Origin of the sequence: Nitrosomonas sp., from assembly GCA_016703745.1 — a bacterium.
Taxonomy (GTDB): Bacteria; Pseudomonadota; Gammaproteobacteria; order Burkholderiales; family Nitrosomonadaceae; genus Nitrosomonas.
Genome location: JADJBK010000006.1, coordinates 1,555,736 through 1,570,480, shown reverse-complemented (window position 1 = coordinate 1,570,480; position 14,745 = coordinate 1,555,736). Strand labels below are relative to the sequence as shown.

General features: G+C 51.2%; 11 protein-coding genes and 1 pseudogene. 1 reads left to right on the top strand and 11 read right to left on the bottom strand.

What is annotated here, in order from left to right; all coding sequences use genetic code 11:
• Positions 1 to 103: 103 nt before the first annotated feature.
• The 3 genes from IPG31_08515 to IPG31_08505 form a co-directional block, all read right to left on the bottom strand.
• A complete protein-coding gene (locus IPG31_08515) occupies positions 104 to 538 on the bottom strand; it encodes a DUF937 domain-containing protein (GenBank protein ID MBK6618387.1) in 435 nt (144 codons plus the stop codon).
• A gap of 118 nt (positions 539 to 656) precedes the next feature.
• The gene (locus IPG31_08510) at positions 657 to 1,199 is read right to left on the bottom strand and encodes a hypothetical protein (GenBank protein MBK6618386.1); all 543 of its coding nucleotides are present in this window, start codon (positions 1,197 to 1,199) and stop codon (positions 657 to 659) included.
• Positions 1,200 to 1,216: 17 nt separating this feature from the next.
• Positions 1,217 to 1,768: a hypothetical protein gene (locus IPG31_08505; protein MBK6618385.1), complete on the bottom strand. Its 552-nt coding sequence runs from the start codon at positions 1,766 to 1,768 to the stop codon at positions 1,217 to 1,219.
• Between the two features lie 156 nt (positions 1,769 to 1,924).
• On the opposite strand from IPG31_08505, the gene IPG31_08500 reads away from it, so the two are divergent.
• Complete coding sequence (locus IPG31_08500) at positions 1,925 to 2,671, top strand: EI24 domain-containing protein (GenBank protein ID MBK6618384.1); 747 nt, start codon at positions 1,925 to 1,927, stop codon at positions 2,669 to 2,671.
• Here IPG31_08500 and IPG31_08495 read toward each other — a convergent pair.
• The 8 genes and pseudogenes from IPG31_08495 to IPG31_08460 all read right to left on the bottom strand — a co-directional run bounded on the left by IPG31_08495 (position 2,656) and on the right by IPG31_08460 (position 14,734).
• Positions 2,656 to 3,996 (bottom strand): deoxyribodipyrimidine photo-lyase, encoded by a 1,341-nt coding sequence (locus IPG31_08495; protein MBK6618383.1) that lies wholly within the window; start codon positions 3,994 to 3,996, stop codon positions 2,656 to 2,658. The genes IPG31_08500 and IPG31_08495 overlap by 16 nt on opposite strands.
• On the bottom strand, positions 3,989 to 5,290 hold the full coding sequence (locus IPG31_08490) for an EAL domain-containing protein (protein MBK6618382.1): 1,302 nt from the start codon (positions 5,288 to 5,290) through the stop codon (positions 3,989 to 3,991). Before IPG31_08490 ends, IPG31_08495 begins: the two co-directional genes overlap by 8 nt.
• Before the next feature lie 23 nt (positions 5,291 to 5,313).
• On the bottom strand, positions 5,314 to 6,600 hold the full coding sequence (locus IPG31_08485; GenBank protein ID MBK6618381.1) for a DUF3391 domain-containing protein: 1,287 nt from the start codon (positions 6,598 to 6,600) through the stop codon (positions 5,314 to 5,316).
• Positions 6,601 to 6,679: 79 nt separating this feature from the next.
• The gene (gene mfd, locus IPG31_08480; GenBank protein MBK6618380.1) at positions 6,680 to 10,144 is read right to left on the bottom strand and encodes a transcription-repair coupling factor; all 3,465 of its coding nucleotides are present in this window, start codon (positions 10,142 to 10,144) and stop codon (positions 6,680 to 6,682) included.
• A 103-nt stretch (positions 10,145 to 10,247) separates the two neighbouring features.
• Positions 10,248 to 12,073: pseudogene (recJ, locus tag IPG31_08475) on the bottom strand (single-stranded-DNA-specific exonuclease RecJ).
• A 157-nt stretch (positions 12,074 to 12,230) separates the two neighbouring features.
• Positions 12,231 to 12,662, bottom strand: a complete 432-nt coding sequence (locus IPG31_08470) for a flagellar protein FlgN (GenBank protein ID MBK6618379.1) — start codon at positions 12,660 to 12,662, stop codon at positions 12,231 to 12,233.
• A gap of 19 nt (positions 12,663 to 12,681) precedes the next feature.
• A complete protein-coding gene (gene flgM, locus IPG31_08465; protein MBK6618378.1) occupies positions 12,682 to 12,993 on the bottom strand; it encodes a flagellar biosynthesis anti-sigma factor FlgM in 312 nt (103 codons plus the stop codon).
• 130 nt (positions 12,994 to 13,123) lie between these two features.
• Entirely contained in the window at positions 13,124 to 14,734 is a 1,611-nt protein-coding gene (locus IPG31_08460; GenBank protein ID MBK6618377.1) for a peptide chain release factor 3, read from the bottom strand.
• Positions 14,735 to 14,745 lie beyond the last annotated feature (11 nt).

The window sequence follows — 14,745 nt, the reverse complement described above, 5'->3', positions numbered from 1 at the left end:
GATAGAACTAAATGCAGGTAAAGTTAGTGTGATAATCCAAAAGAAACAGGTGACAAGAATCGGAATTCAGTCACCTGGATTGACTGCAACTAACGGGTGCAATCTAACGAAACAGTTTTTTCAGTAAGCCAATAATCCCCGGCGCACCCCCGACCATGTCCAGCAAAGTGCCGCCACGGGAGGATTTATCTACGACAACAGGCACGGCTTCAGCCAGGCTTGTAGCCGCATCATCTTGAGAAATACCTAATTGCCTGGCAAATGCGGCAATTTTATCGTTACCGAATATTTCTGAAATCTGACTGGTTTCTATCGCTTTATTGGGACCATCGCCCAACCAGGATTCAGCAATCGATCTCATGTCGCCACCCTTCATATTGCTGACCAGGGAAGCGAGATCAATCTTACCTTTGTCGTTTGAGAAGAGACTAAACAATGCCGAAGAAATTTCTGTTAACTCAATTTGGCCGTCTTTATCTGTGTCGAGTCTGTCTTTAAAAAGCTTTGCAGCAACTTGGAAAACGTCATCAGTATTCATCTTCATATTCCCTTTCATGGTTGATAAAAAACTATTGAGTTATGATTAATCTCAACAAACAATTTTCGTTCTAGTGACAGTAACTGATTGCTTGCCGCCAGAATCAGCAGCTACTCTTTCAGTAAGGTGGCGGCGGCGGTGGATTACCCCTTGGCGGTGGGGGAATGTATCTATTGGAAGGCGGCTGTTGAGCAGGCGCCTGATAGCCAGCGGCATTGCCTACCCCCTGGAATCGTGCAGAAACAGGCACTTGATGTCCATTGGCATACATGCACTGAATATAGGCAACATCATAGCGTTCCTGACTGATTGATCCGGAAGATTGCGCGCTACTGCTACCCGCCAGCCCGCCACCGAGCAAACCTGTTCCTGCGCCAATCGCGGCACCCCGGCCACCACCAAGAGCAGCGCCGGCAATGGCACCGAGGGCAGCGCCTATTACTGCACTTTCCGCGCCACTTGAAATAGAGGCTTTTCTGGGTGTGTTGTAATCGGTTTGCTGGCTGGCAAATTGCCTGCACATAAAATCATCATTGCGAAACTGATCAAAGTTTTTGCCGTTACCCGGCAAAACCATAACGCCTGGTCCGGATGGAATATGCACACAGCCGACCAGAGCTATTGCCAGCGATAAAACAGACAACCGGGAAGTATTTTTCATCAGACTGTACTCCTATGTTATTCGTCGTGGCGGGGCGGAACCTGGATCCAGCCGCCCGGACAGTTCTTGACTTGTGGGTAATAACCGGCAGGTTGTTCGCAATAATGCCAGTAATTTGACTGGGTAACAACCGCAGGTGGGGAGGGCTGGACGATCGGCGGTTGCTGGATATAGACCGGCGGGGTGGCGGGCATGGTTATTACTGGTGGATAGGCGTAAGGATAAACAGGTGCCGGCCATGCGGATCCAAAAAAACCACTGCCGTAGTAGTTGCCGCGATAGTAGGGGCGGCGATATTGGATTCCAAAGCTCGGATAACCCCGGCTGAAACCACCATACCCGCTGCCAAAGGAAATCCCACCATAAAAACTGGAACGATGCCCTGAGTGGATATGTCGACTACCTGAATAATGTCTACCGATACCATAGCCTCCCCCAAAATGAGAGCGGTGTCCACCAGCGTGATGATGTCCGCCGGCATGGTGATGCCCGCGACCCGCCCATAAGGCATCATGATAGAGGTTGCCAGCCAGAATCAGAGAAAGGTAAAGCCAGGTTATATTTTTCATTTGATATGCCTCTGAAAAAGGGAAGGGCGCGCACTCTTACGCTGTATCAGTTTGGAGCAGAATTTTAGGTTATATTAGCCGATAAAAGATCGACGTGCTTCATAAAATCTAAATTCAACTTTGCAGCAACCCTGTAGATTTAGCTAAGGAAATTCAATGTCCAGCGTGGTTAATGCGCTCATGCGCGCAACGGTCAATCTTTTTCACCCGCGTATATTCTGGTTATGGAGCTGGCCCTTGCTGGTGGCGAGTATCTTCTGGTGGGTAGTGGGTGCTTATTTCTGGACGCCTGCTTCCGGCTGGATTTTGGTAAATCTACCCGTTGCCGATTGGCAAAACTGGTTAGAGGCCTCTCGTCTGCAGACCATTGCTGATGGGGTTGAATCTGTTATCAATGTGTTGATTTTTACCATTCTGATTATTGTTACCAGCATGATTCTCACCGCTTTGTTTGCAATGCAGGAACTGGTCAATTTCGTCGCCAAACGTTATTACCCGGATATGGATCGTGCACACGGTGGGTCGGTTGTCGGCAGCTTGCGTGCGGTCGCGTCAACTTTTGCAGTATTTATCCTGATTTGGGTCGTCACGCTACCGTTATGGTTTATTGGTATTGGCCTGCTGGTGCCTTTACTGGCGGCGACTTATATGAATCAACGGCTGTTTTGCTATGATGCGCTGACCGAACACGCAGAAAAAGCGGAGCTCGACGAACTGCTGGTTGCTGATCGCCCGGCACGCTGGGGTTTGGGATTGCTCACCGGGCTGATACAGTTTGTTCCTATCCTGAATTTTTTTTCACCCACTCTCACCGCGCTGGCCTTTATTCATTTTGAGCTGGGGCGATTATCCAGACGCAGGCAGCAGATGAGTGTCAAGCAGGCTGTTCAACCTGAAGATTGAGATACGCCCAGAGCTTTTTTATAGACTGCCAGGCAGCGTTGGCGTGCGAAATTATGCTCGACAATGGGCGGTGGATAGGACGGTTGATGAACCTCTTCAACCCAATTCTTAATATAGCGCCAGTCAGGATCAAATTTTTCAGCCTGAGTGCCCGGATTGAATATCCGGAAATAGGGCGCCGCATCCACACCACACCCCGCGACCCATTGCCAGTTACCGACGTTGCTTGCCAGTTCAAAATCAAGTAGTTTTTGCGCAAAATAGGCTTCTCCCCAGCGCCAGTCGATCAGGAGATGCTTGCATAAAAAACTGCCTGCTACCATGCGTACACGATTATGCAGGTAGCCAGTAGTATTGAGTTGCCGCATACCGGCGTCTACCAGTGGATACCCGGTTGTACCCATACACCAGCGTCTAAATTCATTTTCATCGTTACGCCATGTGATGTGGTCGTAGCGTGATTTGAAACTCTGGTTAACCGTGTGTGGAAAATGCCACAAAATCTGACTGAAAAACTCCCGCCAGATCAGTTCGTTGATGAATATCTCCGCTTCTGCCTGAACACTCTGTTGCATGATCTGACGGAGACTGACCGTACCAAAGCGCAAATGTGGCCCCAGGCGGGAAGCATGTTCCCGCGCCGGGAAGTCACGATTTTTACCGTAAGCCCGCAACAATGGCGCATCGACATGGCAATCCGCAACCGTAAGCGTGGAGCGCTCAAAACCGATCTGAGCGAGCGTGAGCTGGGGCAGCGGTTGCCCTTTCACCAGATTTCCCCATTTCGGTTTAATTCGTTCTGTTGGTTCCGAGTGGCTGGCCATTTCCTGCCAATGAGCTATCCAGCGTTTCTGGTAAGGAGTGTAGACGACATAGGGTTGGTTATCCGCCTTGACAATTTCGTCCGTCCCAAACAGAACATGGTCTTTATAGCTGAAGAATTTTGCCCGATGGGCTTCCAACAGCTGGCGTACCCCAGCATCGCGCTCCCGTGCGTATGGCTCGTAATCCTGGTTGGCGTAGACGGCATCAATCTGGTATGCATGTAACAGCTGTTCAAAAATTACCAGGGGGTTACCATGAAACAAGGCGATACCGCTGTTGAATTTTTCTCTCAGTTGCGCGTTTAAGGTTTGCAATGTGTCGAAAATGAACGTGACTCGCGCATCATCTCGCGGCAATCCGGCCAGAATATTGGAATCAAAAATAAAAACCGGCAATACCGGTTTGCCTGCCGCCAGTGCTTTGATCAGGGCGGTGTTATCTGTCAGGCGCAGATCCCTTCTGAACCAAAAAATGGAAAGAGGTGTGGATTGCTCAGCCACCGGATGATGCCTGTTTCTCGCTGGTGGCAGGGGGTAAAATCTGGTTGCGGGCGGTCTGGATCAGTTCTGGCAGCGGCATGCCTTTCCCGATCAGGTAGCCTTGTATGGTATCGCAGCCCAGTTCCTGCAGGCGGGCGTAGGTGGCCTCATCCTCGACTCCTTCTGCCACCACATGTAAATCGAGCTGATGTCCGAGGTTGATCATGGTATCGACAATGCGCTCATGCATGCGTGACTTCAGCATGTTTCTGACGAATAGCATATCAATCTTGATTTCATCCAGCGGAACCTGTAGCAGCCGTGCCATTGAGGAATAACCGGTACCGAAATCATCCATCGATAATTTAAGTCCAATCTCCTTGAACTGGTGCAACACCTGCAGCGCATGCGCATCGTTTTCCATCACGGCTGTCTCGGTGAGTTCAATAGTGATGACCTCGGCGGGAACCTGCCACAGCGCAAGGATTTGCGAAACCAGATCAGCCAATTCCGGATCACGCAGATCCTCGGCTGAAAAATTGATCGATACTCCGGCATCCAGCCCGCTACGGCGATATTCACTACACTGCCGCAACGCGGTATTCATGATCCACAGTGTCAGCTTGGTCATCAAAGGTGTACTTTCCACCAGTTGAATCAATTTATCCGGCCGTATTGCGCCTTGCTGCGGATGTGTCCAGCGTAGCAAGGCCTCCGTGGAGGTAATCCGGCCACAGGCAATATCAAATTTAGGCTGATAAACCAGAAAAATCTCGCCAGCTTCTATCGCTACTTCCAGATCAGACAACAGATCAATGCCCATAGGTTGGGAATCCGTACTTTGTTCCACCAGTAATTTAACCGGTTCGCGCTCGGCACGGGCACCATGCAGGGCAAGGTTGGCGGTACGCATGAGCTGATCAATGCAGGAGTTGCATGAATGCTTGATTGCGATTCCAATACGACTAAACAGATTGATTCGATGTTCATTCAGCAGAAGCGGTTGCGCCAGGACTCTCATAATCTTGCTTGCCGCCAGACTCGCGTGCTCATCTGTCAGCAGATCTGTCAGCAGACAGGTAATTTGATAGCGCCCGACCGTGCCGACAATATCTTGCGGATTAAGTGCATGCCGGATCATCCCGGCGGCCTGGCCGACAAGATCATCCACCACGCGATACCCCAGCACGCCGTCCAGTTCGGGTAATCGTTCAAACTCAATTAGCAATATGGCGTTGTGCCTCGGTACATTCTGTGATTCCAGCAGGATACGACTGGTTGTTTGCAGGAAATCCGGGTACGAAAGAATGGTCATGACAGGAGAAGGAAACCGGGTTCCTATAAGTAATAGCGGGAGATATCAATGCCAAACGCGCCCAGCGGCAAATCCCGCTTGATTTCATATTCAATTCCGGTGGTGCTGAGTTCATTGAGTCGCAGATCAATCTGGCGGGGCGATTCGTAGGGCTGCTTTTTAGCATCGAGAATCACCATGATTTTGGGGCGAAAACGCTGTGTGCGGTTATGCGCCAGCACGATCGCTACTTCACCGGTATTGAGTTCCACGAGACTGCCAATCGGGAAAATACCGATAAACTGGCAGAACTGCTCCACCAGTGTGCTATTGAGTCCACTCTTTGAATTGGTTCGTAGCTCTCTCAGTGCTTCAAATGGCCTGAAGGCCGGCATATCACGCATCGGTTCGATCAGGTTCTCATAGCTGTCGATTACTGCCGCCATTCTGGAGTAAGGATGCAGCTGATTGGCGACTAACCCATGAGGATAACCGCTGCCATTCTCACGCTCATGGTGCTGGGCAACGATCAACAGCACTGCTTCGGCTATGTCCGGTGTCGCCGCCACGGAAGCTTCTCCATACGCAACGTGGCGCTTGAAAATGTCGTGTTCAGCAGCACTCAATTTGCCGGTTTTTTTCTGGATTTCTGTTGGTAGTTGCGTTTGTCCGATATCCATCAATAATCCGCCCATTCCCAACACCGAGAGTTCTTCACGGGGCAAACCCAGGTGACGTCCCAGCGCCAGCAGATAAACCGAGGTACGCGCCGATTTTTCATACAGCTCATGTCGGGTTTTTTTCAGGCGTGATAACAGCAGCAGCGCATCTGGATTGCGCACCACACTTTCACGCAGTTTCTCAACGACTTCTTTTGCGCGACGATAATCCAGGCTGATACCTTGTTCAATGCACCCATGAAGTTCCTCCATCATGGAGATGCTGATTTCCAGCGCCTGCCGGGCGGTCGGCAATTCACGCTCAACCGGATGAACATCGGTATAGCGCTGATTACCATGAAATGGCGTGCGCTGAATTTCTTCTGGTTCGTTAGACGTTATCCGGGCAACGGGAATACTGCCGGATGTTGGTGGCTTACCGCTGCTGGATGCGGGGTTGACTGCGATAGTCCGTTTGGGCTTGAAAGAAGCGGGAATACTTGCCTCATCGACAAAAACCGTCTGGCAAAGCTGTGCAAGCTGATCGATATCTGCCTGTGACTGAATGAGAACGCCTTCGAGCAGATAGGGCGTACCCAGCCAGGGGCGATCCAGCCGGCTGACAAACATACCGGGCTGCAAATCATTAACGGATATCTCGCGTGTTGCCATATTGATTTCTGGAGTAGAGACAAATTTTCTTTGGACGGAACAGGGAAATTATTTCCGGTATTTATAACGTTACCATCGTTTACTTTTCTGCCAGCACAGCAAATACCTTATTGATTTCACGGATACGTTCGTTAAGTGCTGCCATTTTTACACTGATCCGGAGTCGATCAGGGCCGGATAAAGCGTAGATTTTGCTGTTATTTACGAGGTACAGAATCCGGGTTGCTTTAATCGGTGGGTTCGGCATGAATTGCAGCTGAATTTGCTCGGCACTCGCATCAATGCGAATGATGCCCAGTTTCTTTGCTTCGATCCGCAAACGATGGCAATCCAGCAGCGCTCGGGCAGGATCCGGCAGCAGACCAAAACGATCAATCAGCTCACGCTGAATATCTTCGAGCTGCTCGTCGTCCATGCAGCTTGCCATGCGTTTGTACAGCACCAGTCGCTCATGGATATCACCGCAATAATCGGCTGGCAGCAGGGTAGGCACATGCAATTTGATTTCGGTGGTTATTTCTGGGGGCGCCTCGTCCTGTGCGGATTGCCCTGCCTGCATCGATTTGATTGCCGCATCCAGCAAGGAATGATACAAATTGAACCCGACTTCCTGCATCTCACCGCTTTGCGATTCACCCAGTACCGCACCCGCGCCGCGAATTTCAAGATCGTGCATCGCCAGGTAAAATCCTGATCCCAGCTCCTCCATGGCCTGAATCGCTTCCAGACGTTTGAGCGCCTGCGTAGTCAGGGCGGCCTTGTCTGGCGTCAATAAATAGGCATAGGCCTGATGATGCGAACGTCCAACCCGGCCACGCAGTTGATGTAGCTGCGCGAGACCAAATTTATCCGCACGGTGAATGATGATGGTATTGGCGCTGGGGATATCGATACCAGTTTCGATGATGGTGGTGCACAGCAGCAGGTTGAAGCGCTGCTGATAAAAATCGCGCATCACGTGTTCGAGCTCGCTCTCGCGCATCTGACCATGGGCAATATGGATACGCGCTTCGGGCAGCAGGCGGCTTAAACGGGTATACATGTGTTCGATGGTGCTGACTTCGTTGTAGAGGAAGTAAACTTGTCCACCGCGTTTCAGTTCACGCAAACAGGCTTCCCGGATAATGCTTTCGGAAAAGGTATGTACGAAAGTTTTAATCGCCAGCCGTCTTTGTGGCGCGGTTGCGATGATCGAAAAGTCGCGCAGTCCTTCGAGTGACATCGCCAGTGTGCGCGGAATCGGCGTGGCGGTCAGGGTCAGCACATCCACTTCGGCACGCAGTTTCTTCAACTGCTCTTTGTGGCGCACACCAAAGCGATGTTCCTCATCGATAATGACCAGACCAAGATTCTTGAATATCACCTTATCCTGAATTAGCTTGTGCGTGCCAATGACAATATCGACCGTCCCGTTTGTCATCTCGCGTAGCGATTCTGCCTGTTCGCGAGCAGAACGGAAACGTGACAGTTCGGCAATCCTGACCGGCCATTGCTCGCCAATCAGACCGAAACGATCCGAAAAGTTCTGAAAATGCTGCTCGGCCAGCAGTGTCGTGGGTACCAGTATGGCGACCTGCTTGCCGTTGGCCACTGCCATAAACGCTGCCCGCAGCGCCACTTCGGTTTTACCAAAACCAACGTCACCGCAGATCAGGCGATCCATCGGTTTGCCGGATTGCATGTCCTGGATGACCGCGTTAATCGCAGCGGCCTGATCGGGTGTTTCTTCAAAGCCAAAACCATCAGCAAATGCTTCGTAATCATGTGGATCGAGTCTGAATGCAAAACCCTGCCGTGCTGCACGCTGCGCATAAAGATCAAGCAATTCCGCTGCGGTATCATGCGCCTGGCGCATGGCTTTGCGCTTGGCTTTTTCCCACTGGCCGCTGCCGAGTTTGTGCAGGGGGGCATTTTCCGGCGCGGCGCCGCTGTATCGGCCAATTAAATGCAGTTGTGTCACCGGTACATATAATTTGTCCCCACCTTGATATTCCAGTGCGAGAAACTCACTTTCCTCGTCACCGGGTTCCATGTTGACCAGTCCCAGATAGCGTCCAATCCCATGCTGTTCATGCACCACCGGATCACCAGGTTTGATTTCCGATAAATCCCGCAGGATAGAATCGGCCGACGTGGCTTTGCGCGCATCCCGGGTACGGCGGCTTTGTACATGCGAAGCGTAGAGCTCGTTTTCAGTCAGCAGCGCCAGTTTTTCTGCTGTCAGGATGAATCCGTTGTGCAGCGGGGCGATACCAAGCATGCATCGCGCCGTATCGTTGGTAAATGAAGCGAAATCCTTGCATAACTTCAGATCCAGGCCATATCCGCGCAGATGCTCTGCCATCAGTTCACGGCGCCCCATGCTCTCTGCCAGCAGCAATACCCGTCCACCGGTGACGTTAAAGGTGGTGATAAAAGTGAGTAGTTTCTCAATGGGATTGGCAGCACGCCGTTCTACCTGAATGGCGGGCAGCGCCTGAGCCAAGGGTTCCTGCTGTACTGCTGCGCCGCTGCTTTGCAAGGTGATCTTTTGATGCGGCTTCAAAAAACCGTAAAATCGGTCAGTCGTTAGAAACAGTTCCGTGGGAGACAGCAAGGGTCGCTCGATGTCGTGGCGCATCAGGTCGTAGCGCGAGCGCGTGTCGTGCCAGAACTGCTCAATGGTCTGCCGGATGTCTCCATGCAGGCACACTGTGCCGCCGGGTGGCAAATAATCGAAAAGGGTGGCGGTCTGTTCGAAGAATAGTGGCAGATAATATTCAATTCCGGCTGGTGTATTGCCTTTGCTGATTTCCTGGTAGAGCTTGCTGCGAGTGGGGTCGCCCTCAAATTTCTCCCGGTAATTGACGCGAAAACGGCTGCGCCCAGTTTCATCCAATGGAAATTCGCGTGCTGGCAGCAGCCGGATTTCCTTGACCGGATAGACGCTGCGCTGGGTATCGGCATCAAAGGTGCGGATGGTTTCAATTTCGTTATCAAACAGATCGATGCGATACGGCAATGGGCTGCCCATCGGAAATAAATCAACCAGTCCACCACGAATGCAATATTCTCCGGGTGAAATCACTTGTGAGACATGAGTGTAGCCTGCCAGCGTCATTTGGCTGCGAAACACAGCCAAATCCAGCGTGCTGCCTTGCTTGACAAAAAAAGAATAGGCCGCGAGGTATTCCCTGGGCGGCATGGTATAGAGTGCGGTTGTTACCGGCACGATCAAAACGTCACAGGTATGGTGGGTGATCTGATAGAACGTTGCCAGCCGTTCGGAAATCAGATCCTGATGTGGTGAAAAATTATCGTAAGGCAGGGTCTCCCAGTCTGGTAGCAGATTGACCCGTTGTTCAGGCGCAAAGAAAGGGATTTCGTCCAGCAGTCTTTGTGCATCCAGCGCATTAGCAGTAACGATGGTGATGGGTTTGTCAGCCTGACTGGTGCGCACCAGCTCGGCCAGCGTATAAGCATCACTCGAACCCTGAAAGGTTAAATGGGTGCGTGATGAGTCACGGGAAATGGCCGCGGTTTTTGCAATCAGATTGTTGGGCATGAGTTATGAACAGACAGGGTTTCAGTAAAGGGTATCTCTAAAAATCCACATTTCGTTACTTGTTGCAATACATCGTGATTCGCAAAAAATATTTCCTTGCCTGTCAATCCTGTGCTGAGTCAATATTTTTTGTTCTTGCCTCGTCTTGTTTAACACTCTGAATTTTTAGAGCCGCCCTAAACTCTGACGCAACTTCAAACCAGTGTGTCAGCAATAATTGCAGTCGTGTTTCGCCGTTATATTCGTTGACCTGCAGACGATAGACCGCCTGAATGACTGGTGGCAAGGTGTCTGCATAAAAAAGAGTATGGCATCATGCACCTGCTGGATTTTTGGTTCTCTTAGTTTCAGTTTTAAATGCTTTTCCCCGACGACACGCTGACTTTCCACCTGGAAACAGCCTTGGAAGCTGGGTTCAGAAAATCCCTGCCCCCACGCATGCTGCGCCAGGTCGTGTGCTAACGTGAGTGTCATTTCCTCAGGCTTAAGTTCACCATCCGTTTCAATGACCCGCTCCAGATCGGCCGGGGTCAACCAGTCCTGCGCAACCTGTTCGAATCCAGCGCGAAATGATTCGAAATCCTGTTCTGCCAATGTCAGTCCCGCAGCCATTGCATGGCCGCCAAATTTAGTGAGAAGTCCTGGATGGCGCTTGGCAACCAAATCAAGCGCATCACGCAGGTTAAACCCAGGGATAGACCTGCCGGAACCCTTGATTTCACCCGTATTTCCTCGCGCAAAAACGAGTGTCGGCCGGTGAAGCTGATCTTTGAGACGTGAGGCAATCAGGCCAATAACGCCCTGATGCCAATCGGGATGATACAGGCACAGGCTGTAGCTCACCGGCTGACCATCACTTGACGGGGTTGCTGCCAGTTGTTGCAGGTCAATATCAGCCAGTTTACTCAGGGCTTCCGCGCGCATGCTGGTTTCGATCTCGCGGCGCTGTTGATTCAATTCATCCAGCTGCGCAGCAAGTCGCATTGCTGTGGGCTCATCCGTGGCCATCAGGCACTCTATCCCCTGCGACATGTCTTCCAGCCTGCCCGCAGCATTTAACCGGGGGGCAAGCATGAAACCCAGTTCATAAGTTGTGACACGTGTCAGATCACGCTTGGCAACCTGACATAACGCGCGGATGCCGGGACAACAGTGCCCTTTGCGGATGCGCTGCAAACCCTGCTGCACCAAAATTTGATTGACTCCGTTGAGCCTGACGACATCAGCCACCGTTCCCAGTGCGACCAGATCCAGCAAACTGGCAAGATTCGGTTCTTTACCCTCTGCGGAAAACTGTCCCCGGCTGCGCAATTCAGCGCGTAACGCAAGCATGACGTAGAAAATCACCCCTACCCCGGCCAGTTGCTTGTCGGGAAAATCACAACCGGGCTGGTTGGGATTGACGATCACGGTTGCTTCCGGCAAACGCTCCCCCGGCAGGTGATGGTCGGTGATGTAAACTTCCATGCCCAGCGCGTTGGCAGCCGCAACCCCTTCCACACTGGCAATACCATTATCAACCGTGATCAGGATATCCGGCCGGCTTGCACGGTTTGCTGCCAGGTTGACGATTTCGGGCGTTAACCCGTAGCCATATTCAAAACGATTGGGAACGAGATAATCGATCATGGCACCAAACTGGCGTAATGCACGTAACGCCACTGCACAGGCGGTCGCGCCATCGGCATCGTAATCGGCAACAATGAGGAGCTTCTTTCTGGCGGCAATGGCATCGGCCAGTAACTGCGCAATACGCTGACTGTTTTTCAGTCTGGTAAATGGCGTTACTCTCGCCAGCGCAGTATCGAGCTCAACCGGATTTTCAATCCCTCGGGCAGCCAACACACGCGCCAATACAGGTGATAAACCATGCGCATGCAGCTCGGTAAAAGCCGATACAGGAAATTTACGAACGATGATACTGACCATAGTGAGGAGAATTACTTAATTTAGCCAATTCTCCCACATTACATCGGCATCTTCTACTAGAGATGGGGTGGGGAAGCGAAGAATTACTGTCCGGATAAGGCAATCAGGAGAATGTCATGGGGAAGGTAATGCCGATGCGAACTGGATCGGCGAGAGATCAGACGGTCAGCCCTTTCGGATTGTATAACTCGGCTCGCCCAACCGCACCACGAAGTGCCTGTAACGATTGCCTGGTTTGTCTCAGCCAGTGGGCGAGAATGGTTTCGTTGGTTTGGTTCAACTGTTTAGCCAATTGAAGCAAGGCTTGGTATCGTTGGGAAATAGGGGGCGTTGAGATCGGGTTAGACGACAGCAGGATATCAAACTCCATCGTTTTGTCCGGAAAATTGCTGGCAGCCGATAACCGGCTGCGCTCTTCATGCAACTGCATCAGCTGATTGACGACTGGGATTTTTTCTGTACTCAACAAGGCAAGCACTTCAATATCTCCACTGACCAGAGCAGCCTGCTCGCGCTTGAGCAGGTCAACAAAGGCTTCGACACTCTCCAGCTCATGCTGCAGAATGTCGTTTAATTTTTTTGTTTTCATTGCGGATCAATAGCGAGCATTACTTGCCGGATGATTCTTGCCTTGCCAGAATCAGCTCTCTGACTGATTCAAGCAGTCGATCCGCTACGACTTCAGGGTTGACCTTGAAGCGGCCTTCGCTAATGGCCAGTTTGATTTCTGAAATTTTGGCCGTATTGATTACTTCGCTACTGTTATTGAGTGCCTGTGCAAATGAAACATTTGTGCCGATATGCACATTAGATCCGGCCGTGGCAGTGGGTTGTTTGGCCGGAGCGGAATGGTCGGTTTTTTTTACTTCGCTGCCAGCAACGATGCCTGCTCGATCGCGAATAGGATGATTGATTTTCAAGGTCGTATTCCTTTTGATAATTAATGCCAGAGTAATGCATTGCTTAACGGTAGTTGATCGTGGAACTTTAGCGTAATTGCTGCTTCTTCGAAAATAGTACTATGAATAACAAGTCTTGAATGGAAGTTTCTCAGCAAGCTGCCGTCTGAAACATTAATCCAGCGTGTTCCCGCATTTTATGAAAGTGGATGGGAGGCCAGTTTTCTTCAGCCACACTGATTTCGGCGGCAAAAGTTGCGAGAAAAGTGGGTGCACCAACCGCGTCGTAGGCAATGCGATAATCATTGGCAGTGATGAAGCGTTGTAGTTCGCGTGGATTATCGGCTGTAATCCATCGCGCGAGCTGGTACTTTGCAGGCATGATTCGCGCCGCTACGCCATACTCATGTTCCAGGCGGTGTGCCACCACTTCAAATTGCAGCGCGCCGATCGCGCCGAGCAGCAGCATACTGCCAATATGAGGACGAAATACCTGGATCGCGCCTTCTTCACCAAGCTGGGTAAGCCCCAGATTGAGTTGCTTGCTGCGTAAAGGATCAGCAATTTCCACCGTTCTGAAGATTTCTGGCGCGAAGAACGGCAAGCCGGTAAATTGCATATTATCGCCTGCTGTCAAGGTGTCTCCCAGTTGCAGCGTGCCATGATTGGGAATGCCGATGATATCGCCTGCAAAAGCGGTCTCCAGCAATTCACGCCGTTGCGAAAGAAAGGAAACTACCGTGCTGGTCCGGATATCTTTGCCGCTGCGCACTACCTTGAGAGTCATGCCGCGTTTGAATTCTCCGGAACAAATGCGCACAAAGGCGATACGGTCGCGATGTGCGGGGTTCATGTTTGCCTGAATCTTGAATACCAGCCCAGAAAATTTTTGCTCGGTCGGCAATACTTCGCGCTGAATGGCGAGACGAGGGCTGGGTGCTGGTGCGAGGTCAACCAGTGTATCCAGCACTTCCTGCACACCAAAATTATTGATGGCGGATCCAAAGAAAACTGGGGTTTGTTGCCCGCTTAGAAATTCATTGCGATTAAATTCTGGGGAGGCTTCCTGAAGTAGTTTGATTTCCTGCCAGGCCTGATTCAGTTCGAGATTGAAACGTTCCTGCGCTGCGGGGCTTTCGAGATCGGTAATAATTTCAATTTTTTCCTGACCAGCACGATCCTCGCCCGGACGAAAAACCCGCATGCACTGTTCCCTTAAATCATAGACGCCATGAAACAACTTGCCCATACCAACCGGCCAGGTAAAGGGGATGGTTTCCATTTCCAGTGTGCGTTCGATCTCGTTTAGCAAATCAAATGGTGCTCGCACTTCCCGGTCCATTTTGTTGATAAAGGTGATAATCGGTGTGTTGCGTGCACGACAAACCTGCAACAGGCGCATGGTTTGAGCCTCGACGCCATTGGCGGCATCGATCACCATCAGCGCCGCGTCCACAGCAGTTAATACCCGATAGGTATCCTCGGAGAAGTCCTGGTGACCAGGGGTATCGAGCAGGTTGATCACGCAGTCCCGATACTCCATTTGCATGACTGAGCTTGCAACCGAAATGCCACGCTGCTTCTCGATCTCCATCCAGTCAGAGGTGGCGTGACGGCTCGCTTTGCGCGCTTTGACGCTGCCTGCGATATGGATTGCGCCTGCATAAAGGAGCAGTTTCTCTGTTAACGTGGTTTTACCCGCATCCGGATGGGAAATGATGGCAAACGTGCGACGACGTTTTACCTCATGTTCAATCGACATGGTTGATCCTG